Here is a 19,969-nt window from a genome sequence, read left to right as displayed (position 1 = left end):
GCCGAGGGGGACTCGTTAAGCCAGTTTAGGGAAGGTTGCGACCTTTTTTTGCAGATTGCTCTCCCGGCTTCGGGGGGTGATCCGCTCAAGATCGCGAATAAAATGCTCCTGCCAGTGATTAATATCGTTCTCGCGAATCACTTTCATCATCTCCGCATGGCGCGAGATACGCTCAGTCAGCGGCATGGTCAGCGCCCTGTCGAGGGCATTTGCCACATCATCGCTGTCGTAGGGATTGACGATCAGCGCCGAAGTCAGCTCGTTAGCCGCCCCCGCAAACTGTGAAAGCACCAGCACGCCAGGGTCTTTCGGGTCCTGCGCGGCGACATACTCTTTTGCCACCAGGTTCATCCCGTCGCGCAGAGGCGTCACTAGCCCCACTTCCGCATAGCGGAACACTTTCATCAGAATTTTGCGCTCAAAATGCTGGTTGAGATAATAAAGCGGTGTCCAGCCCAGTTGCCCGTAACGACCGTTGATGCGCCCGGCCTCGGTTTCCAGCTGATGCCGGATATCCTGATAGGCCTGCACCTCACCACGTGAGGTCGGGGCAATCTGCGTATAACGGATTTTACCGTGATGCTGCGGGAATTTTTCCAGCAGTCTCTCATAGGCCTGGAAGCGTTCTGGCAGCCCTTTCGAGTAATCCAGACGCTCCACGGAGAAGATGTTTTTGACGTTTTTCAGCTCGCTTTTGAGCTGCGCCAGTTTCGGCGGCAGCGGGCCAGAGGCATCAGCGGCGATTTCATCAGGCTCAATACCGATAGGATAGACTTCGGTCTCGAAAGTCTTGCCCCACGCGGTATGAGACTTGCCGCTGCGGGTGGTCACGCGCGTTTTACCGGAGACGCTATCGAGAAACGCCACGCGGTCGTTTTCCGTCTGGAAGCCAAGTAGATCGTAATCGCACAGCCCTTCCAGCAGCTCTTCATGCGGGGGCAACGCGGTGAAAATCTCCGGCGTCGGGAACGGGATATGCAGGAAGAAGCCGATCCGGTTATTCACCCCACGTTTGCGCAGCTCGCTGGCGAACGGAATCAGGTGATAATCGTGGATCCATAAAATATCGTCTTCCTCGATTAACGGCAGCAGTTTATCCGCCAGCAGCGCATTGACACGGGTGTACCCTTCCCACGAATCGCGCTCGAATTTAACCAGGTCCAGACGATAGTGAAACGCTGGCCACAGCACGGCGTTAGAGAACTGCGAGTAATACTCTTCGTAGTCCTTCTCACCCAGATTAAACGATGCCCACGTGATGTTGCCCCGTGTCACCTTTTTTAGCGGCTGGTCTTCATTACCGACGTCACCGCTCCAGCCAAACCACAAACCGCCAGCTGTTTTTAAGGCACCCAAAATCCCTACCGCCAGACCACCCGCGCTGGATTTTTTATCGTCCGGTGGCGCAATTCGGTTAGAGACTACGACTAAGCGACCCATCATGTTTTCTCCTGTTGTTATGCGCTATTTTTTCTTCTTGTTGCTGGTTAGCGACTTCGGTGACCCATTGCCAGACGCTGGCGACATTCGCCAGTCGCCATTCGGCGCAGGTTTCACCCTGTCCGACTTTAATTGATACCCCTCCGGCCTGATTGACGGCGCTAAAACCGCTTTCGTCCGTCAGGTCGTCGCCGATAAACACCGGCGTTCTGCCCGCAAAAGGCGCCTCGGTCATGAAGGCCTTGATCGCCTCTCCTTTATTAATGCCCCTCGGTTTTATTTCCACCACACATTTCCCCGGCTGCAGTGCAAGCTGAGGGTGTGCCGCGACGATGGAGGTTGCCAGCGCCGTGATGGCAGCTTCGTGCTGCGGCCCCTGACGATAGTGCAGCGCAAAGGCCATCCCTTTCGCTTCCAGCTCCGTTCCCGGCAGATGCTCGAGCGCCGCGGTCAGTTGTACCGTGAGCGACTGAATCAGTGAATCGGGAAGAGAGACGATATGCGCATTGCCATGGATGTCGCGGCGCTCCGCTCCGTGCACACCGGCAAGCGGAAAGCGGTAAGGCCTGGCAAGCTGATCCAGCTCGGCCATTGAGCGCCCTGATATCAATGCCAGTGCCCCATGATTGATGCTGGAGAGCTGATGTAACACCCGGAGAATATCGGCAGGTATCACCACCTGATCGGGGTGCGGTTTGATGTCGGCGAGAGTCCCGTCGAGATCGAAAAAGAATGCGAATTCTCCGGTCAGTGCAGGCGGTACGTTTAACGAGTCTGCCACCCTTATCCTCCTTACGGTTTTCGAGATGTCAGACATTTAACATCTCAGTAGCCATGTAAGTATAGACAGTGTGACGCTGCTCGCCATTTAGCAAACCGCCTGCCAGCATTGCTGGCAGGCGACAGGGAGGTAGGACTAGACTTAAAAGTTGCGCCAGATTTTGCTCAAACGGTGCGCTTCGCTTTTTGCTTGTAACGGTCGAAGATCACTGCTGCCAGCAGGATTAGGCCACGTACGACGTACTGCGAGAAGGGGGAAATATTCAGCAGGTTCATGGCGTTCTCAACGGTGCCGAGGATAAGGATACCGGCCACCACATATGAGATTTTTCCGATGCCGCCTTTTAGCGAAACCCCACCCAATACGCAGGCAGAAATCACAATCAGCTCATAACCAATCGAGGTCATCGGCTGGCCGCTGGTCATACGCGAAGCCAGAATAATCCCCGCCGCCGCCGACACCAGACCGGAGAGCACAAAGATAATAATTTTGGTACGCACCACCGGGACACCAGCCAGGCGCGCAGCCTCTTCATTCCCGCCGATCGCCAGCGTATTGCGGCCAAAGGTGGTTCTGTTGAGCAGGAAGCCAAATATAATCAGACAGCCCACCGTCAGCCAGATAGGCGCAGGCAGACCCAGCCAGTTGGCGTAGCCGAGGGTAAAGAAGCGCTCGTCTTCAATCCCCACCGCTTTCCCGTCAGAGATAATATAGGCCAGGCCGCGCACAATTTGCATGGTGGCAAGCGTGGTGATCAGGGCGTTGATCTTCAGGCGGGCAATGACAAAACCATTCACCAGCCCGCTGAGCACACCCAGCATCAGCCCGGCAAAAACCCCTATCCACAGGCTTTCCGTCAGGTTGATCACCACCGCCGCCGTCACACCTGCACAGGCGATGACCGACGCAACGGAGAGGTCGAAATCGCCGGACGCCAGACAGAACAGCATTCCGCAGGCGACCATACCGGACATGGAGATCGCCAGCCCCAGCCCTTTCATGTTGACGAAACTGGCGAAATTCGGCACGAAGATCGCACAGCCCAGGAACAGGACGGCAAAGACCACCAGCATCCCGTATTGATCCCAGATGCGCCCCAGGCTAAAAGCCGATTTCGGTGCGCGAGAGGTAGTTACAGAGGACATCATTCACTCCTTGCTCAGGCGACAGCCTGGCTGACTTTAGGCATGGCGAGGCTCAACGCCTGTTGTTCATTCGCCTGTTCATGTAGCAATTCACCGGCGATATCCCCTTCGCGCATCACGATGATGCGGTCGGCAACGCCCAGCACTTCGGGCAGATCGCTGGAGGCGAACAACACCGCCACGCCGCGTTTTGCCAGCTCATAGATGACGTTATAGATTTCGTGCTTCGCCCCGACGTCGATGCCGCGCGTCGGTTCATCCAGCAAAATGACTTTCATCTCTTCCGACAGCCAGCGGCCCAGAATGGCCTTTTGCTGGTTCCCGCCGGAAAGATTCATGATGAGCTGTTCAGCACCGGGGGTTTTAATATTCAGGGAGCGAATATGGTAATCGGCGTTAATGTTTTCCCAGCTGTCGTTGATCAGGCATCCGGCACGAATGAATTTTCGGCGTGCCGAAATGTTAATGTTGTCGCGCACGGAGTGGACCGGAATAATCCCGTCGGCTTTACGATCTTCCGGACAGAGCATCATCCCCGCGCGGATCGCGTGAGCCGGTTTCTGGATATCCACCGGCTGGCCGTCGATATACACCTGGCCTGCGGTGATCCGCGTGCCGCCGAACAGCCCTTTCATCAGCTCGCTGCGCCCTGCCCCCACCAGCCCGAACAGACCGACGATTTCGCCGCTGCGCACCGACAGGGAGATTGGCGTACGCACGCCTGGTGCTTTGACGCTCTCCAGACGCAAACGCTCGGCAGCGTATTCTCGCGGCTGCCAGTGATAGATATCCCCCAGCTCACGTCCGACCATCGCCTGCACCAGCTGGTCATGATTGACCTGCTGCATATCGGTGAAGGTGCGCACGTAGCGGCCATCTTTAAACACGGTGATGGCGTCGCTAAGGGCAAAAATCTCTTCCATACGGTGCGAAACATACAAAATGATGCGCCCTTCTTTGCGCAGCTCGCGGATCACCCGAAACAGGTTGTCGATCTCGCGCGCCGAGAGCGAACTTGTCGGCTCATCGAAGGCGATAATTTTTGCGTTGCGCGCGAGCGCCTTGGCAATTTCCACCATCTGCCACTGGCCAATCGACAGATATTTCAGCGGCGTTTGCGGATCGATATCCAGCCCGAGATGCTGCAGCTGTAGTCCGGCTTCATAATTGAGGAGCGAGCGATTGACGATCCCGCTCTTGTGAGGCAATTGTCCCAGATAGATGTTTTCCGCCACCGTCATTTCAGGTACCAGATGTAGCTCCTGATAAATGATAGCGACGCCAGCATTCAGCGCCGCCGTGGTATCGGCAAACACCATCTCTTCGCCGCGAATCGACAGCGTGCCGGTCGTCGGGGCGTAGTTTCCGCTGAGGATTTTTAACAGCGTGGATTTCCCTGCGCCATTCTCCCCCATCAGGGCGTGGACCTGACCGGGATAGCAGTCAAAACTGATATCGGTCAGCGCGTTTACACCGGGGAACGTTTTCCCGATGCCGCGAAAAGAGAGATACGGGTCAGACTGTTGCATAACGTCTCCGTGATTCGAGTAGTGTACGTCTGGCCCCTCCGCATCGAGGGGCGCAATCACAACAAATTACTTACCGCCCAGCCCTTTTTTCGCCAGTTCCTCTTTGAAGTTGTCGCGGGTGATCAGCACCACATCCGTCACCTCGGTGAACTTCGGAGGCTCAGCGTCTTTCGTCACCCAGTTGTAGAGCATTTCACTGGATTTATAGCCATGCACATCCGGGCTTGGCAGTAGCGAGCCGTAGAAGCCGGTCGCCTGCGCTTTAGACAGCTCGCTCACCGCATCCACGCCGTTAATGCCGACACCGATGACATCCGCCGCTTTAAAGCCCTGGCCTTCCGTCGCGCGCACGCCGCCCAGCACGGTGTTGTCGTTCATGCCGACCACCAGCCAGTGTTTAACTTCAGGGTGCTGCACCAGCATGGAGTTTGCGGCGTCGAAGGCGCCTGGAATATCGTTCGATTTCGTCGGGACTTTATAGATCTGTTTTTCCGGGAACCCGGCCGCTTTCAGCGCGTCCATCGAACCGGACGTGCGGCGACGCGCGGTATCGAGTTCATCTGCGGTAATCGCCATAACGGCTGTTTCTTTCACATCCCAGCCGCGTTTTTGCATCTCTTTATAAAGTTCCTGGCCCTGACGCTCACCGATTTTGGTGGCCGCCATCATCACCAGCGGAACGGTATCCATCGGTTTGCCTTTGGCGTTGACGAACTGATCGTCAACCGCAATCACCTTCATGCCGTAACCCCGCGCTTTTGCCACAATGGCCGAACCGAGTTTCGGATCTGGCGTACAAATGACAAAACCTTTCGCGCCGCTGGCCGCCAGGCTGTCGATGGCGTTCAACGTTTTTTCACCATCGGGTACGGCAATTTTGATGACATCAAAGCCGAGATCTTTCCCGGCTTTATCCGCAAATTTCCACTCGGTCTGGAACCAGGGTTCTTCAGGCTGTTTCACCAGAAAACCGAGCTTTAAATTCTCTGCCATAGCGGATTGTGACATAACGGCAGCCAGGCCGATGGCCGCCAGCGTTTTAGTAAATTTGTGCATGGTTAACTCCAGCATTAGCATTCTTTTATGTAGGGTATAGTGTCGTGCTTTTTATTTAATCGGACGTAAAACAAGGTATTAGCGCTCACCCTTGAATAAGTGATGGTGCTGGAGATAGTTTTAGCGGGAAATTAATCATCCATAAGAGAGCGGCATCACACCGCAGAATTACAGTAATTGCGTACATATATTCAGCGATAAATGACATAAAAAAGGCGGGTATTGTCGGACAAATTGGAGGGGATTAAGCAGAATTATCCATAAGGTCAGCTAAGACGCCCCTGTAATACGGACGCCGTAGCGTCCGCGTAAGAATTTACCAGGCGTAGTAAATATGATCCGCGTGATCGCGAACCGGCGCTTCGTCTCCCAGTAAACGGGCGGCCAGGGTCAGGGCAAAATCAAACGCGTGGCCGAGGCCTTTGCCGCTGAGGAGATTCTGATCCTCTACTACCGGCGCATCGACGTATTCCCCGTCGTTGACCGTTTCCCATAAATCGCCTGAGCAGACATAGCGACGCCCTTTCAGCAGGCCGTTGCCGCCCAACACGCGCGCCGCGGCAGAGCAGATTGGGCAGATCAATTTGCCCGCGTCGTCATGTGCCTTAACAAAACGAACCACTTCCTGGCTGGCAGCCAGATTCACGCTACCCTGCGGCCCGCCCGGCAGTACCACTGCGTCGTACAGCGTATCGGCGCGCTCGGTGAGCGTGCTGTCTGCCACCATCGGGATGTTGTGATAACTCACCACCGCGCGCGACTCCGCGCAGGCCAGCGTTTCGACGTCAATGTGCATACGACGCAAGATATCAATCGTGATAATTGCTTCCGCTTCTTCAAATCCTGGTGCCAACAATACCGCCACTCTGGCCATTTTGATCCTCAAAAATGAAATAGATAAAACATCGTTTCATTTTACAAGAAGTCATCCGTCAAACCTGTGCGTGGATCACAGTTCATTCTTTTTACAAATTACGGGCATTATTCCTAATTGCATGACGGGAAATGAAAAGTGGGTCACATAACGACGGTACAGAACGGCTTTATTCTGTTGTTAATCATCCCTCCTCTAAATAAGGATATTATAATGACAACTTCAGGAATGATTCAGAAACTCAACACCCAGATGAACCTCGAGTTCAACGCCTCCAATCTCTATTTGCAGTTGAGCGACTGGTGTTCAGAGCACAGCCTCAACGGAACCGCCACCTTTCTACGCACCCAGGCGCAATGCAATATCACCCACATGATGCGGGTCTTTGACTATATGAAACAGGCCGGGGCTAACCCGATTGTCAAAGCGCGTGTGATCTCCGATGACGCCTGTTCATCGCTGGAAGAGATATTCCAGAAAACCCTCGACGAGTACGAGCAGCGCTGTACCATGCTGAAAACGCTCGCCGGAGAAGCTAAAGCGCTGAATGATGACACCACGCTCGATTTCTTGCGTGATATGAGAAAAGAACAGCAGCAGGATGGGCTATTGCTGAAAACCATTCTGGATGAGGTGCGCAGTGCGAAGCGTGCCGGGTTGTGTATGACGCAGACTGACCAGCACCTGCTTAATCTGGTGAACTGTCAGCGCCACTGATGCCCGGCTAGTTATCCACAATTGTTAAATAATAGTTACCAAGTAACTGCTTTTATTGAAATTTAACAAATCAGATCTGGCTCCCAGCCAATAACCTTACAAAGTGAAATGATTTATTTCATTTCACTTTGATTGACGAGGGAGCTTCATGATCACCATCGAGTTTATTGTCATTATCCTCTGCCTGCTGGTAGGAACGCGGTTCGGCGGGATGGGCCTTGGGCTGATAAGCGGTATCGGTCTTTTCATTTTAAGCTTTGTGTTTGGACTCCAGCCCGGTAAACCGCCGGTGGACGTCATGCTGACGATCCTTGCCGTGATCGGCTGCGCGGCGACCCTGCAGACCGCGGGTGGCCTGAATGTCATGATGCAGTTTGCCGAGCGCCTGCTGAGAAAACATCCGCAGCACATCACCCTCCTCGCTCCCTTTACCACCTGGATGCTGACGTTTCTCTGCGGGACCGGCCATGTGGTGTACACCATGTTTCCGATTATCGCCGACATCGCGCTGAAAAAAGGCATTCGCCCGGAACGCCCAATGGCCGTTGCTTCTGTTGCCTCGCAGATGGCGATTACGGCGTCCCCGGTCTCTGTTGCCGTGGTATCACTGGTGTCAATTATTGGCGCCCAGCACGGTATCGGCCAGGCGTGGGGGATCCTCGAGATTCTGGCCGTCTCCGTACCCGCTTCGCTGTTTGGGGTGATGATTGCCGCACTCTGGAGCCTGCGTCGCGGAAAGGATCTGGCTGACGACGCGGAATTCCAGGAAAAACTCAGCGACCCGAAACAGCGCGAATTTATCTATGGCAGCACCGAGACGCTGATGAACCAGCGCTTTCCGAAACAGGCGTACTGGTCGACGTGGATTTTCTTCGCCGGCATTGCTGTCGTGGTGCTGCTGGGGGCGTTGCCCGAGCTGCGCCCTGCCTTTGAAATCAAAGGCAAAATGACAGCGCTTTCCATGAATCTCGTCATCCAGATGATGATGCTGATTGCCGGTGCCGTGATGCTGATTGCCTGTAAGGTTAACGCCTCTGCCATTTCGAACGGTGCGGTGTTTAAGGCCGGGATGGTGGCGATTTTCTCGGTCTTCGGGGTTGCGTGGATGAGCGATACCTTCTTCCAGGCGCACCTCGACGAGCTGAAAATGGCGCTCGAAGGGGTAGTAAAAAGCCATCCGTGGACTTACGCCATCGTGTTGTTCCTGGTCTCCAAACTGGTAAACAGCCAGGCCGCAGCACTGACCGCCGTCGCACCGATGGGCCTGATGCTGGGCATTGAGCCAAAAATGCTGATTGCTTTCTTCCCGGCCTCCTACGGTTACTTCGTGCTGCCCACCTACCCGAGCGACCTGGCCTGTATCGGTTTCGACCGCTCCGGTACCACCCGAATTGGCAAATTCATCATCAACCACAGCTTTATTCTGCCGGGGCTTATCGGCGTCAGCTGTGCCTGTGCCGCCAGCTATCTGCTGGTGCAGACCTTCTTCTGAACGTCAAAAGGGCGACATTGCTGTCGCCCTTTCGCATAAACTTGTTTCTAAATTCAAAACATCGGTTTATTTTAGTGTGACTCACCCTGCGGTGTGAACTTGAGTTCGATAAGCGCGATGGCTTTTTGAATGGCGCGAAGCGTAACAGGGTCCGCCGCAGCAGGATGGCTGGTGAAATCGATGTTTTTCAGTTGGGTGGACATTTTTTCACGCACTTCAATCGGCGCGATAATGTCTAACACATCCAGGATTTGTTTGATGACCAACTGGCATGCGACGACGTCAGATACCAGTTCCTGATCGGCGCTCAGATTTTGAGACATAGGAAGCTCCTTACATAAAGAGCGCCATAGTAGCAAAACGATAGCCCTTTCATCTTCCCTCTCGTCGAGCGCAGGCATAAAAAAACCTGCCGAAGCAGGTTTTTTTCATCAGAACATTGCGCCTGGCGGTACGTCTTTAAACGTATTGCAGTAGTTAGCCCACATGCTTTTCAGGATTTTGCGCAGTTTCATTTGATGCTCCGGTAATGTGTTATGCAGGTGTTATTGTCTATGCGCATATAATATGACCAGCGTCACAAAAATCAATGATTATGTGACGCAAATCACGGTTACAAAATCAGCAATGCTGCGGGATTGTTACAAAAATCCATGACAAATCCGCAGCTTAGAAATCGATAAGTTCCAGTAAATTTTTATAAATTTTTTTGATATGGCAGGGTAACGATGACTGACAACATCACCGGGAAGGAGAGCCGCGGGCTGTCGCCAGCGGCACTGCTGGTTGCCGGGGCATTCTTTATGGAGTTTCTCGACGGAACCGTGATTGCCACCGCGCTTCCCGATATGGCGAAAAGCTTTGGCGTACAGGCCGTGGATTTGAATATCGGCATCAGCGCCTACCTGATTACGCTGGCAGTCTTAATCCCCGCCAGCGGCTGGATTGCCGACCGCTTTGGCGCACGCAAAGTGTTTGCCGTGGCGCTGGCGATCTTTACCCTCGCCTCCGTCTTTTGCGGGCTATCCACCACGGTGGATCAGTTTGTCGCCATGCGCGTGCTGCAGGGCATGGGCGGTGCCCTGATGGTCCCGGTCGGGCGGCTGGCGGTCTTGCGCACCACGCCTAAACATCAGTTGATCACCGCTATCGCCACCCTCACCTGGCCCGCGCTGGTGGCACCCATTATCGGGCCGCCCCTCGGCGGCTTTATTACCAGCTACGCCGACTGGCGCTGGATCTTCTTTATTAATGTGCCCCTTGGGATCGTGGCGATTATTCTGGCGCTGCGGATTATTCCCGATCTGCACGACGATGAACGTCGTCCCTTCGATACGCCGGGCTTTATCGCCACCACGATTGCGATGGTGAGCCTGGTGTATGCCATGGAGTCGATGGGGGCGCAGCATTCACAAGGCTTACTCACCCTGGGGCTTTTGGTTGTGGGGGCGGTCACGCTTATCTACGCCCTGCGCCATTTTCAGCGCGCCCAGTGGCCGATGATTCGCCTCGACGCCATGCAGGTTCCGACGTTTCGTGTAACGATGTACGGCGGCTCACTGTTTCGCGCCTCCATAAGCGCGGTTCCTTTCCTGCTCCCCCTGATGTTCCAGGTAGGCTTTGGGATGGATGCTTTTCACTCTGGTCTGCTGGTGCTGGCAGTATTTGTCGGTAACCTGACGATTAAACCTGCCACCACGCCACTGATCCGTCGCCTGGGTTTCCGAAAACTGCTGCTGATAAATGGAGCGCTAAACGTATTGTCCCTGCTGGCCTGCGCGTTTATCTCACCGCAGACGCCGATCTGGCTGATTATGTTGATCCTTTATCTGGGCGGGGTGTTCCGTTCGATTCAGTTTACGGCGGTCAGTACGCTGGCCTTTGCGGATGTGCCATCGGCACAAATGAGCTACGCCAATACGCTGTTTTCCACGGCGACGCAGCTGGCGGTCGGGCTTGGGATCACTCTCGGGGCGATTGGAATCCGGATTGGCGAGAAAATGGGCGATTTGCTGAACATGGCAAGCGTGCCGGGGATCAGCTTTCGTCTGGCCTTTGTCGCCATCGCGCTGATTTGCCTGGTGGGGATGGTGGATACTCTGCGGTTGACGAAAGATGCGGGGAGCGCGGTGTCGAACAAGGCATAAAAAAAGCCAGCATGGCTGGCTTTTTATTCAGGTAGTAGTTTAGCCTACGATACCGCGAACAAATGCTTCGATCTCTTTGTCCTGGCAGTTTTCGAAGAAGCACTGCTGGAAGCGCTGACCGGAAACGGCGGTTTTGACCAGCTCAGGATCGATTGCACGCAGGGTATCCAGATAGTTCTCTTTCACTACGGCGGCTTTCACCTGGTTCAGAATACCGGCGTTACGCACCTGTGGCTCTTTACGCTCTGGCGGATACCCTTCGCCTTTGCGGCCAGTAAACGCTTTTTCAAAGATAAAGCGCACGTTCAGCTCAGCACCCCAGCCGAAGCCTTTGGCGAATGGCAGAGAGAGCGCGTTACCGTTGTTGATCTGGGCAAACAGGAACGCATCTGCCGGGTCGATACAGTAACCGCAAATCACGCCCGGGTGGATGTTCAGCGACATCAGCGCGCCCTGGCCTGTCCCGCAACCGGTGACCACAAAGTCCACCGCCTTAGAATTTAACAGGATGCTGGCCATGATACCCAGGTGGATGTAAGTCAGATGGTGATCGTTCTCGTCACTCATCCCGACGTTGTAGACCGGGAAAACTTTCTCATCAACGACGGTTTTCAATTCGTTGAGGATAGTGGCGTTTTTGCCAGCCTGGCTGTTTTCCATCATCAGTGCAATTTTCATTCTTCATCTCCTGAATACGTTGCGGGTGTTGCCGCCAAAGATAGCGAATCCAGACAACCTTACTATCTAACAAACGCACTTTCAAATTAACTGAAAAAATGTTTTAAAAAACGAAAGCCGCTTCACATAATCAGGCAATAGAGAAGAAATGAGATGCGGTTGCTCAATGTTCAGAAATACCTGCTCTCCAATCCAGCCGTTGGCTACACTGCTTTTGAAAGACAGTAAAAAAACCTTTGGGGAACACCCGTCCTGTGAGGAGCTGCCGGCCGCCTCGCATCCCTTTTGTGGATATTTTCCTGGGCCAGCGCCATTTTTGCCCCGTGCCGCCAGCATCACTGGGGTTTTGCATAATCTTCGACAGGCTCTCCCACCAAATCATGTCGTTGAAAAGAGAGAGGGAAATTCGTCCGGCTATTCGCGGCATTGACCGTTCTGGCAGGCGGTAAAATAGCGTGTTTACATTGAATCAGAGCGAAATATGAAGAGATTATTCGTTGCCGGTTTATTTCTGCTCCTTGCGGGCTGCACGGTCACTCGTCAGGCGCAGGTGAGTAGCGCCGATGCGCCAGGCGGCGTTGTGCGACTGGATTACGGTCAGGCGATTTTCCAGAATGCCCGTTACGATGACTATGTCACCAACGGGACGGCCACGCGCGAGTGCCAGAGCATGGGCTTTGCGACCGCCTCTTTCTATGGTCAGCCGATAAAAACCTGCAGCCTGTTCAGCGGGTCAGTTTGCCTCAACCAGACCGTCACTATCCAGTACAAATGCATGGGCTATGCGGTAAATCCCGCAGCGACGCAAACCTGGTAATATTAATAGTGCTGCCAGTTTTCCACTGGCAGTCTATTTAATACGAAGCGAAACCATTCTCATTAATATATAAACAACTGCCAATGCGTTTTATTCCCATTCGTATTTTGAATAATTAATCTTTTATTTTACCTTTTGCAAATAATTAAATAACAAATTATAGTGACGCCCTGACTGACTAATAAAAAATTCCATGGAGCTGCACTATGCTGAAAACTGAAATGATCGATAAGCTCAACGAACAAATGAACCTCGAGCTTTTTTCATCCCTGCTTTATCAACAAATGAGTGCCTGGTGCAGCTACCACAGCTTTGAAGGTGCGGCCGCGTTTCTGCGTCGCCACGCCCAGGAAGAGATGACGCATATGCAGCGTCTGTTCGATTATCTCGCTGACACCGGCAGCCTGCCACGCATTAATCCAGTGGCGTCGCCGTTCGCTGAGTATGCGTCACTGGACGAACTGTTCCGTGCCACTTACGAACACGAGCAGCTGATCACCCAGAAAATTAACGAACTGACTCACGCGGCGATGATTGGCCAGGATTATCCGACCTTTAATTTCCTGCAGTGGTATGTTGCAGAACAGCACGAAGAAGAGAAACTGTTTAAATCCGTACTCGATAAATTATCGCTGGCGGGTAAATCAGGCGAAGGTTTGTACTTTATTGATAAAGAGCTGTCGACTCTCGACACGCAGAAATAAAGTTTCGGGAGCCTTCTGGCTCCCCTTTTTTTAATGGCGACAGATTTTACTTACGTGCGTTGAAAACCCCTCGTCTGCCGGAATAAATTTCCCCCGCGCCGCCAGAAATGCCACCAGCTCCGCCGCCGTCATATTCTCTGCCGAGCAAGTATGAAAGCGCGCATTATTGCCAAAGTGGGAATCAATTGCCTGAACCAGGCTTTGCTCCGTGTACTGCTCACCCGACTCAATCATCATATTGAGCACATCATGTCCGTGAATCGATGTCATAACCCCTCCAAATCAAAGCCACAGACTAAACAGGTATGCGCCCTGCTGCCTTGCGCTGGCACAGGTTTGTAACTGTAAAAATATGATTACACCGGTTGTAACGGTGATTTGACGAGTAACGACTTTTGTCTTACTCTGCGCCGCAGATTAGGTTGCGATTAGCGGTTGTGGTAGAGGAAAGCGTGAAGAACAGAACTCTGGGAAGTATTTTTATCGTCGCTGGCACGACGATTGGCGCAGGAATGCTGGCGATGCCCTTGGCCGCTGCGGGCGTCGGATTTAGCGTCACGCTGGTGCTTCTGGCCTGCCTGTGGGCGCTGATGTGTTATACCGCATTACTGCTGCTTGAAGTTTATCAGCACGTTCCAGCCGATACGGGCCTTGGCTCGCTGGCCGCCCGCTATCTTGGCCGCTACGGTCAGTGGATTACGGGTTTTAGCATGATGTTCCTGATGTATGCCCTGACAGCGGCCTACATGAGCGGCGCAGGCGAGCTGATCGCGTCAAGCGTCAACCACTGGTTTGGCTCTGCTATTTCTCCGGCGACCGGCGTGATCTTCTTTACGCTGATTGGCGGGGGCGTGGTGTGCGTGGGAACGTCGCTGGTCGATCTGTTTAACCGCTTTCTCTTCAGCGCCAAGATTGTTTTCCTGGTGGTGATGCTGGCACTGCTGGCTCCGCACGTTCACAAAGTGAATTTGCTCACCCTCCCACTGCAACAGGGGCTGGCGCTTTCTGCTATTCCGGTGATTTTCACCTCGTTCGGCTTCCACGGCAGCGTGCCGAGTATCGTCAGCTACATGAATGGCGATATTCGTAAACTGCGCCGCGTGTTCATTATCGGCAGCGCGATCCCCCTCATTGCCTATATCTTCTGGCAACTGGTGACTCTGGGCAGCATTGATTCGTCAACGTTTATTGGCTTAATAGCCGATCATTCAGGTCTGAACGGATTCTTGCAGGCGCTGCGTGAAGTGGTGGCTTCGCCGCACGTTGAGCTGGCAGTGCATCTGTTTGCCGATCTGGCGCTGGCGACCTCTTTCCTCGGCGTAGCCCTCGGGTTGTTCGACTATCTGGCGGATCTGTTCCAGCGCAAACGCTCCGTCAGCGGACGCATTCAGACGGGCCTGATTACCTTCCTTCCGCCGCTGGCCTTCGCACTGTTCTATCCGCGTGGGTTTGTGATGGCGCTGGGCTACGCGGGTGTGGCATTGGCCGTGCTGGCTCTGTTGCTCCCTTCCCTGCTGGCGTGGAAAAGCCGTCAGCAACACCCTGATTCGGGTTACCGGGTGTGGGGCGGAAAACCGCTGTTAGGGCTGGTGTTTACCTGCGGGATTGTGGTGATTCTGGTGCAGTTTTCGATTGCAGCGGGGCTGTTGCCGGAGGTGGGATAAACCGACGAGCTACAATCACCCGGCGGTATTAAAAAGGGCTCATTGCGAGCCCTTTTTTATTAATGCAAACAGCAGCTTTTAAATTTCTTCCCGCTACCGCACGGGCACGGATCGTTGCGCCCTACTTTGGTTCCGTTGACGATCGGCTTTTTGGCCTCCGGCTGCTGTGGATTCGCCAGCCAGTAGTTATATAGACGAATCGCAGCCGGACGGATGCTGTCCACGCTCGCCTGATACTCTTCTTCCGTCATGGCTTCAACGCGATCGACGTTCTCTTGCGAACCATGCAGAGCGATCACCGCCAGATCGGGTTTCAGCTCTTCCGGCAAGGTAGACCAGTCGGTCAGAGCCATTCCACGCATGTAGCCGTAACACCACTCTTCCACCACGGTATAGGAGGTCCCCTCGACATCGTTCTCGCCAAAAACTGGCTCGAACTGGTCGGGATAGTCGCTCAGGCGCTCGGCGATGTCGTTCATATGCTTAAAGCAGAGATCGATAAAACGGTGCATTTCACGATCGTTTTTCCAGCGCGGTATGTGTTTTTCACCGCCCCAGATCGCCACCAGCCAGGTGTCGGGTTCCACCACAAGAGGACCGGACAGCACTGCGGTTAGCATGCCGTCGAGTTCGGAAACGTCAAGCACAGACGCATCGTCATGACCGTGAGAGATTAATGTCTCTTCCAGCCACTCCATTTCGTTTTCATTTAATGGGCCTTCAGTCATTACTGATACTCCTGAAAAAAAGAAAAGGAGCTTACCACACTTCGGGCGAGGACTCTTTAAATGCCGGTGCCTGGCGGGTAGAACACTGAGTCAGGAAGTGCGTTATGCACTTTGTGAGATGCAGGGTTTGAGCACAACATGCCAGACTCTGACCTCAAAATGCTGCGGTGAAATTATCCGGTCAAAATAACGTCCCCAATAAAATTGCCGACGAATATTATTCCTGCGCATTAAAGAATGAAGGATGGGTAATTGAAGCAAAGGGTATTTGTTTAGAGGTTATAAATTACCCATACTAAACTAGCATTTAATCAATGCTTAAATATTCGTTTTTTCGGGGTTCTAACCAGGGAAGGTCCTTTATTTCTTTACTGCATTCTTTATGCTCAAACCTTCCCCTCTCTTAAAGCATGTTTTAGCACTGAGTCGTACAAGGATTTATTTCTCATGCTGTATATCTCCGGGCATATTTCGGCTCCCCATCCAGAATGGAAATAGTTAAAACGTTGATAACATCCGCATGAGATTTAGAAGCATTAAGGAAAATAGGGGCAAGTAAGAAGCGTGAAGATGGCGAGGGACAAAAACAAAAAAACCACCCGAGGGTGGTTTCACGACACTGCTTATTGCTTTGATTATTCTTAGCTTTCCCATGGTACCCGGAGCGAGACTTGAACTCGCACAGCGCGAACGCCGAGGGATTTTAAATCCCTTGTGTCTACCGATTCCACCATCCGGGCTCGGGAAGAAATTGGAGGCGCGTTCCGGAGTCGAACCGGACTAGACGGATTTGCAATCCGCTACATAACCGCTTTGCTAACGCGCCGTAAATCTGTTGTCTTTCGACCAGCACCCGCAACTGCCGATGCTTTTAATTTGGAGCGGGAAACGAGACTCGAACTCGCGACCCCGACCTTGGCAAGGTCGTGCTCTACCAACTGAGCTATTCCCGCATGTCACCAAGTCATTTGTAATCACTTGATTTCATTATCGTCCGGCTGACTGTGCCGCCGTTCGATGCGTTGCATTCTACTTATATGACGATGTGAGTCAACGTTATTTTTGCATCCCAGGATCGTTTGCTGAAAATTGCGCCGAAACGATCACTGTTCAAGCAAATCGCCGCGTGCAGCGTTCAGATACTGCAGCATTGACCACAGCGTCAGCACCGCTGCAACCCACAGCAGGCCGATACCCGCCCACTCGACCCACGCGTTAGGACGCCACAGCATCCACACCAGCGATGCCATCTGCGCGGTAGTTTTCACTTTACCAATCCAGGAGACCGCCACGCTGCTGCGTTTACCCAGCTCAGCCATCCACTCGCGCAGGGCGGAGATGATGATCTCACGGGCGATCATGGTCGCCGCAGGTAACGTCACCCACCAGGTGTGGTAATGCTCTGCCACCAACACCATCGCAATGGCAACCATCACCTTATCGGCAACCGGATCGAGGAACGCACCGAACCGCGTGCTTTGATTCCAGCGACGGGCCAGATAGCCGTCAAACCAGTCCGTCACCGCAGCCACCAGGAAGATCAGCGCACATGCGAAAGGAGCCCACGTGAAAGGCATGTAAAAAGCCAACACAAAGAAGGGGATAAGGACGACGCGAAAAAGCGTGAGCAACGTAGGGATGTTAAATCGCATAGTGACGGTAACTGTCTGTTGTCAGTAAAATTTAGCTCTATGTTGCTACAGAGCCCTCAATGTTTCAACGAGTAGTAGATCTTTTCTGCCAGCCCTTGCGAAATACCCGGCACTTTTGCAATTTCCTCCACGCTGGCGTTGAGTAATCCTTGCAATCCGCCCATGTACTTCAACAACATCTGTCGACGTTTTGGCCCGACGCCCTCGATTGTCTCAAGCGTACTGGTGTTTTTCACCTTAGCGCGTTTTTTACGGTGTCCGCCGATGGCATGATCGTGCGACTCATCACGAATATGCTGGATCACATGCAGCGCAGGGGAATCCGGCGGCAGACTGAAGCCCTCACCTTCCGGTTCGAAGAAGAGTGTTTCCAGACCGGCCTTACGATCGGTCCCTTTTGCCACACCGAGCAGTAAAGGATGATGTTTATCCCACGGCACATCGAGCTCAGCGAAAACGGCTTTCGCCTGGCCCAGCTGCCCTTTCCCGCCGTCGATCAAAATGACATCCGGGATTTTGGCCTCTTCAATGGCTTTACCATAGCGACGGCGGAGCACCTGATTCATCGCCGCATAGTCATCGCCCGGCGTAATCCCGGTGATGTTGTAGCGACGATATTCCGCGCGCACCGGCCCGTTGGCATCGAACACCACGCAGGAGGCGACGGTTTGCTCACCCATTGTATGGCTGATGTCGAAACACTCCATTCGCTTCACTTCCGGCAGTTTCAGCAGCGTAGCCAACGCCGCCAGGCGCTGGTGAACGGTCGATTGCTGAGAAAGCTTCGTCGTCAACGCCGTCGCGGCGTTGGTCCGCGCCAGCTTCAGATAGCGCGCGCGATCGCCGCGCGGTTTGGTCTGAACGTTAACGCGACGCCCTGCCAGCTCGGAAAGGGAGTCCGCCAGCAGGGTTTTATCATCAAGATTAAAATCGAGCAGGATCTCCGATGGCAACGTGCGCATCTGGCTGCCCTGCAAATAGAACTGACCGACGAAGGTTTCAACTACTTCACCCAGCTCAGTACCGCCCGGCACTTTCGGGAAATAGCTGCGGCTGCCCAGAACTTTGCCCTGACGAATGAACAGAACATGGACGCAGGCCAGCCCGGCATCAAAGGAAACACCAATGACGTCCAAATCGTCGCCGGTATTCGACACAAACTGTTTTTCCGTGACGCGTCGCACCGCCTGAATTTGATCGCGGATACGCGCGGCTTCTTCAAACGCCAGCGCCTGGCTGGCTTTTTCCATTCGTGCAATCAGCTGCGTTAAGACCTGATCGTCTTTACCCGCCAGGAATAGACGCACATATTCAACCTGTTGCGCGTACTCCTCTTCGCTGACCAGCCCCGCCACGCATGGGCCGAGACAGCGGCCAATCTGGTATTGCAGACAGGGGCGGGAGCGGTTGCGATAGACGCTGTTTTCGCACTGGCGAACCGGAAAAATTTTCTGCAGCAACGCCAGGGTTTCACGCACGGCGTACCCGTTAGGGAAAGGACCGAAATACTCCCCTTTCGCATGTTTCGCCCCGCGATGCATGGCCAGACGCGGATGGGTGTCGCTGCTGAGGAAAATGAACGGGTATGACTTATCATCGCGCAGCAATACGTTATAGCGCGGCTGATAGAGCTTAATGTAGTTATGTTCGAGCAGCAGAGCTTCCGTTTCCGTGTGCGTCACGGTGACGTCGATCTGCTGAATCAGCGCCACCAGCGCTTCCGTCTTACGGGAGGCCAGATTGGTGCGGAAATAACTGGAAAGACGTTTTTTAAGGTCTTTGGCTTTGCCAACATAGATAACCGTACCGCCAGCGTCATACATTCGATATACGCCAGGCTGGCTGGTTACGGTTTTCAGGAAAGATTTTGAATCGAACACATTACTCACTGACTTGTTAGGGTCTCTGCATTACACAGACCATGACGAATGGCCAGGTGAGTGAGTTCGACATCGCCGTGAATGTTCAGTTTACTGAACATACGGTAGCGGTAGCTGTTCACCGTTTTCGGACTGAGATTCAGCTGCTCAGAAATCTCATTCACCTTTTGGCCTTTGGTGATCATCAGCATAATCTGCAATTCACGCTCAGACAAACTGGCAAATGGCGATCCGGTTTTTTCCGGTTCAATCTGACTTAACGCCATCTGTTGAGCGATATCCGACGCGATATAGCGCTGGCCGGCGAACACTGAACGAATAGCATTAACCACTTCCTGTGGTGCAGCGCCTTTGGTGAGATAGCCTGCGGCCCCGGCCTGCATCACTTTCGCGGGCAGCGGGTTCTCCGTGTGGACGGTCAGCATGATGACTTTGGTGTCCACGTAAGCACGCGCGATTTTACGCGTGGCTTCAAGGCCGCCAATACCAGGCATGTTCATGTCCATCAGGACTACATCGGCTGAGTGGGTACGGCACCATTTCACGGCGTCTTCGCCGCAGCAAACTTCACCGGCGACTTTAATACCCTTTATATCTTCAAGTATGCGTCGTATCCCTGCGCGCACGAGTTCGTGGTCATCAACAAGTAGAACGTTGATCAAAGG

The 19,969-nt window shown here is 53.5% G+C and carries 20 protein-coding genes and 3 tRNA genes; 6 read left to right on the top strand and 17 right to left on the bottom strand.

Annotated elements, in window-relative coordinates:
• Positions 1–15 precede the first annotated feature (15 nt).
• From otsA to DAI21_RS13465, 6 genes are all read right to left on the bottom strand, one after another.
• On the bottom strand, positions 16–1,440 hold the full coding sequence (gene otsA, locus DAI21_RS13495; protein WP_102104142.1) for an alpha,alpha-trehalose-phosphate synthase: 1,425 nt from the start codon (positions 1,438–1,440) through the stop codon (positions 16–18).
• A complete protein-coding gene (otsB, locus tag DAI21_RS13490) occupies positions 1,415–2,221 on the bottom strand; it encodes a trehalose-phosphatase (RefSeq protein WP_102104002.1) in 807 nt (268 codons plus the stop codon). The genes otsA and otsB overlap by 26 nt, the downstream gene beginning before the upstream one ends.
• Positions 2,222–2,385: 164 nt before the next feature.
• Complete coding sequence (araH, locus tag DAI21_RS13485; protein ID WP_181826512.1) at positions 2,386–3,369, bottom strand: L-arabinose ABC transporter permease AraH; 984 nt, start codon at positions 3,367–3,369, stop codon at positions 2,386–2,388.
• Positions 3,370–3,380: 11 nt separating this feature from the next.
• On the bottom strand, positions 3,381–4,895 hold the full coding sequence (araG, locus tag DAI21_RS13480) for an L-arabinose ABC transporter ATP-binding protein AraG (RefSeq protein WP_107703345.1): 1,515 nt from the start codon (positions 4,893–4,895) through the stop codon (positions 3,381–3,383).
• A 66-nt stretch (positions 4,896–4,961) separates the two neighbouring features.
• A complete protein-coding gene (gene araF, locus DAI21_RS13475; protein ID WP_100780856.1) occupies positions 4,962–5,951 on the bottom strand; it encodes an arabinose ABC transporter substrate-binding protein AraF in 990 nt (329 codons plus the stop codon).
• A 316-nt stretch (positions 5,952–6,267) separates the two neighbouring features.
• A complete protein-coding gene (locus DAI21_RS13465; RefSeq protein ID WP_107703344.1) occupies positions 6,268–6,825 on the bottom strand; it encodes a DJ-1 family glyoxalase III in 558 nt (185 codons plus the stop codon).
• A 213-nt stretch (positions 6,826–7,038) separates the two neighbouring features.
• Here DAI21_RS13465 and DAI21_RS13460 point away from each other — a divergent pair, with 213 nt between their 5' ends.
• Together DAI21_RS13460 and DAI21_RS13455 are read left to right on the top strand one after the other, a co-directional pair.
• On the top strand, positions 7,039–7,542 hold the full coding sequence (locus DAI21_RS13460; RefSeq protein WP_107703343.1) for a non-heme ferritin-like protein: 504 nt from the start codon (positions 7,039–7,041) through the stop codon (positions 7,540–7,542).
• 148 nt (positions 7,543–7,690) lie between these two features.
• A complete protein-coding gene (locus DAI21_RS13455; protein ID WP_102104005.1) occupies positions 7,691–9,034 on the top strand; it encodes an anaerobic C4-dicarboxylate transporter in 1,344 nt (447 codons plus the stop codon).
• A gap of 71 nt (positions 9,035–9,105) precedes the next feature.
• Here the strand turns inward: DAI21_RS13455 and DAI21_RS13450 are convergent, their stop codons facing one another.
• Positions 9,106–9,357: a DUF2766 family protein gene (locus tag DAI21_RS13450; protein ID WP_015959482.1), complete on the bottom strand. Its 252-nt coding sequence runs from the start codon at positions 9,355–9,357 to the stop codon at positions 9,106–9,108.
• A gap of 108 nt (positions 9,358–9,465) precedes the next feature.
• A complete protein-coding gene (azuC, locus tag DAI21_RS13445; RefSeq protein ID WP_014832437.1) occupies positions 9,466–9,549 on the bottom strand; it encodes a stress response protein AzuC in 84 nt (27 codons plus the stop codon).
• A gap of 213 nt (positions 9,550–9,762) precedes the next feature.
• Here azuC and DAI21_RS13440 point away from each other — a divergent pair, with 213 nt between their 5' ends.
• Positions 9,763–11,181 carry an MFS transporter gene (locus DAI21_RS13440; protein ID WP_107703342.1) on the top strand — a complete coding sequence of 473 codons (1,419 nt, stop codon included), beginning with the start codon at positions 9,763–9,765 and terminating at the stop codon, positions 11,179–11,181.
• 39 nt (positions 11,182–11,220) lie between these two features.
• On the opposite strand, the gene DAI21_RS13435 is transcribed toward DAI21_RS13440, so the two are convergent.
• The gene (locus tag DAI21_RS13435; RefSeq protein ID WP_107703341.1) at positions 11,221–11,859 is read right to left on the bottom strand and encodes an RpiB/LacA/LacB family sugar-phosphate isomerase; all 639 of its coding nucleotides are present in this window, start codon (positions 11,857–11,859) and stop codon (positions 11,221–11,223) included.
• Positions 11,860–12,340: 481 nt separating this feature from the next.
• Between DAI21_RS13435 and yecR the strand changes: the two genes are divergently transcribed.
• Entirely contained in the window at positions 12,341–12,676 is a 336-nt protein-coding gene (yecR, locus tag DAI21_RS13425; protein ID WP_107703339.1) for a YecR family lipoprotein, read from the top strand.
• 206 nt (positions 12,677–12,882) lie between these two features.
• Entirely contained in the window at positions 12,883–13,380 is a 498-nt protein-coding gene (gene ftnA / locus DAI21_RS13420) for a non-heme ferritin (protein ID WP_100779734.1), read from the top strand.
• 30 nt (positions 13,381–13,410) lie between these two features.
• On the opposite strand, the gene DAI21_RS13415 is transcribed toward ftnA, so the two are convergent.
• Positions 13,411–13,650: a YecH family metal-binding protein gene (locus DAI21_RS13415; RefSeq protein ID WP_107703338.1), complete on the bottom strand. Its 240-nt coding sequence runs from the start codon at positions 13,648–13,650 to the stop codon at positions 13,411–13,413.
• 182 nt (positions 13,651–13,832) lie between these two features.
• Between DAI21_RS13415 and tyrP the strand changes: the two genes are divergently transcribed.
• Positions 13,833–15,044 (top strand): tyrosine transporter TyrP, encoded by a 1,212-nt coding sequence (tyrP, locus tag DAI21_RS13410; RefSeq protein ID WP_107703337.1) that lies wholly within the window; start codon positions 13,833–13,835, stop codon positions 15,042–15,044.
• Positions 15,045–15,103: 59 nt separating this feature from the next.
• Here the strand turns inward: tyrP and DAI21_RS13405 are convergent, their stop codons facing one another.
• The 7 genes from DAI21_RS13405 to uvrY all read right to left on the bottom strand — a co-directional run bounded on the left by DAI21_RS13405 (position 15,104) and on the right by uvrY (position 19,966).
• Positions 15,104–15,772: a YecA family protein gene (locus DAI21_RS13405; RefSeq protein ID WP_107703336.1), complete on the bottom strand. Its 669-nt coding sequence runs from the start codon at positions 15,770–15,772 to the stop codon at positions 15,104–15,106.
• Between the two features lie 653 nt (positions 15,773–16,425).
• Positions 16,426–16,512: transfer RNA gene (locus tag DAI21_RS13400), tRNA-Leu, on the bottom strand.
• Positions 16,513–16,524: 12 nt separating this feature from the next.
• A tRNA-Cys gene (locus DAI21_RS13395) sits at positions 16,525–16,598 on the bottom strand.
• Between the two features lie 51 nt (positions 16,599–16,649).
• Positions 16,650–16,725, bottom strand: a tRNA-Gly gene (locus DAI21_RS13390).
• Between the two features lie 150 nt (positions 16,726–16,875).
• Entirely contained in the window at positions 16,876–17,424 is a 549-nt protein-coding gene (gene pgsA / locus DAI21_RS13385; protein WP_100779730.1) for a CDP-diacylglycerol--glycerol-3-phosphate 3-phosphatidyltransferase, read from the bottom strand.
• 56 nt (positions 17,425–17,480) lie between these two features.
• Entirely contained in the window at positions 17,481–19,313 is a 1,833-nt protein-coding gene (gene uvrC, locus DAI21_RS13380; RefSeq protein ID WP_102104010.1) for an excinuclease ABC subunit UvrC, read from the bottom strand.
• The gene (gene uvrY, locus DAI21_RS13375; protein ID WP_100779728.1) at positions 19,310–19,966 is read right to left on the bottom strand and encodes a UvrY/SirA/GacA family response regulator transcription factor; all 657 of its coding nucleotides are present in this window, start codon (positions 19,964–19,966) and stop codon (positions 19,310–19,312) included. The genes uvrC and uvrY overlap by 4 nt, the downstream gene beginning before the upstream one ends.
• Positions 19,967–19,969 lie beyond the last annotated feature (3 nt).

The sequence above is a fragment of the Lelliottia sp. WB101 genome (assembly GCF_003051885.1).
Taxonomy (GTDB): domain Bacteria; phylum Pseudomonadota; class Gammaproteobacteria; order Enterobacterales; family Enterobacteriaceae; genus Enterobacter; species Enterobacter nimipressuralis.
Note: the sequence above shows the minus strand (reverse complement) of the source record. Positions and strands in the feature narration are given on the sequence as shown.

Bases quoted from the DNA above. Each gene is read 5' to 3' on its own strand.
- otsA (WP_102104142.1), bottom strand. From the start codon at position 1,440: ATGGGTCGCTTAGTCGTAGTCTCTAACCGAATTGCGCCACCGGACGAT.
- araH (WP_181826512.1), bottom strand. From the start codon at position 3,369: ATGATGTCCTCTGTAACTACCTCTCGCGCACCGAAATCGGCTTTTAGC.
- araG (WP_107703345.1), bottom strand. From the start codon at position 4,895: ATGCAACAGTCTGACCCGTATCTCTCTTTTCGCGGCATCGGGAAAACG.
- araF (WP_100780856.1), bottom strand. From the start codon at position 5,951: ATGCACAAATTTACTAAAACGCTGGCGGCCATCGGCCTGGCTGCCGTT.
- DAI21_RS13465 (WP_107703344.1), bottom strand. From the start codon at position 6,825: ATGGCCAGAGTGGCGGTATTGTTGGCACCAGGATTTGAAGAAGCGGAA.
- DAI21_RS13460 (WP_107703343.1), top strand. From the start codon at position 7,039: ATGACAACTTCAGGAATGATTCAGAAACTCAACACCCAGATGAACCTC.
- DAI21_RS13455 (WP_102104005.1), top strand. From the start codon at position 7,691: ATGATCACCATCGAGTTTATTGTCATTATCCTCTGCCTGCTGGTAGGA.
- DAI21_RS13450 (WP_015959482.1), bottom strand. From the start codon at position 9,357: ATGTCTCAAAATCTGAGCGCCGATCAGGAACTGGTATCTGACGTCGTC.
- azuC (WP_014832437.1), bottom strand. From the start codon at position 9,549: ATGAAACTGCGCAAAATCCTGAAAAGCATGTGGGCTAACTACTGCAAT.
- DAI21_RS13440 (WP_107703342.1), top strand. From the start codon at position 9,763: ATGACTGACAACATCACCGGGAAGGAGAGCCGCGGGCTGTCGCCAGCG.
- DAI21_RS13435 (WP_107703341.1), bottom strand. From the start codon at position 11,859: ATGAAAATTGCACTGATGATGGAAAACAGCCAGGCTGGCAAAAACGCC.
- yecR (WP_107703339.1), top strand. From the start codon at position 12,341: ATGAAGAGATTATTCGTTGCCGGTTTATTTCTGCTCCTTGCGGGCTGC.
- ftnA (WP_100779734.1), top strand. From the start codon at position 12,883: ATGCTGAAAACTGAAATGATCGATAAGCTCAACGAACAAATGAACCTC.
- DAI21_RS13415 (WP_107703338.1), bottom strand. From the start codon at position 13,650: ATGACATCGATTCACGGACATGATGTGCTCAATATGATGATTGAGTCG.
- DAI21_RS13405 (WP_107703336.1), bottom strand. From the start codon at position 15,772: ATGACTGAAGGCCCATTAAATGAAAACGAAATGGAGTGGCTGGAAGAG.
- pgsA (WP_100779730.1), bottom strand. From the start codon at position 17,424: ATGCGATTTAACATCCCTACGTTGCTCACGCTTTTTCGCGTCGTCCTT.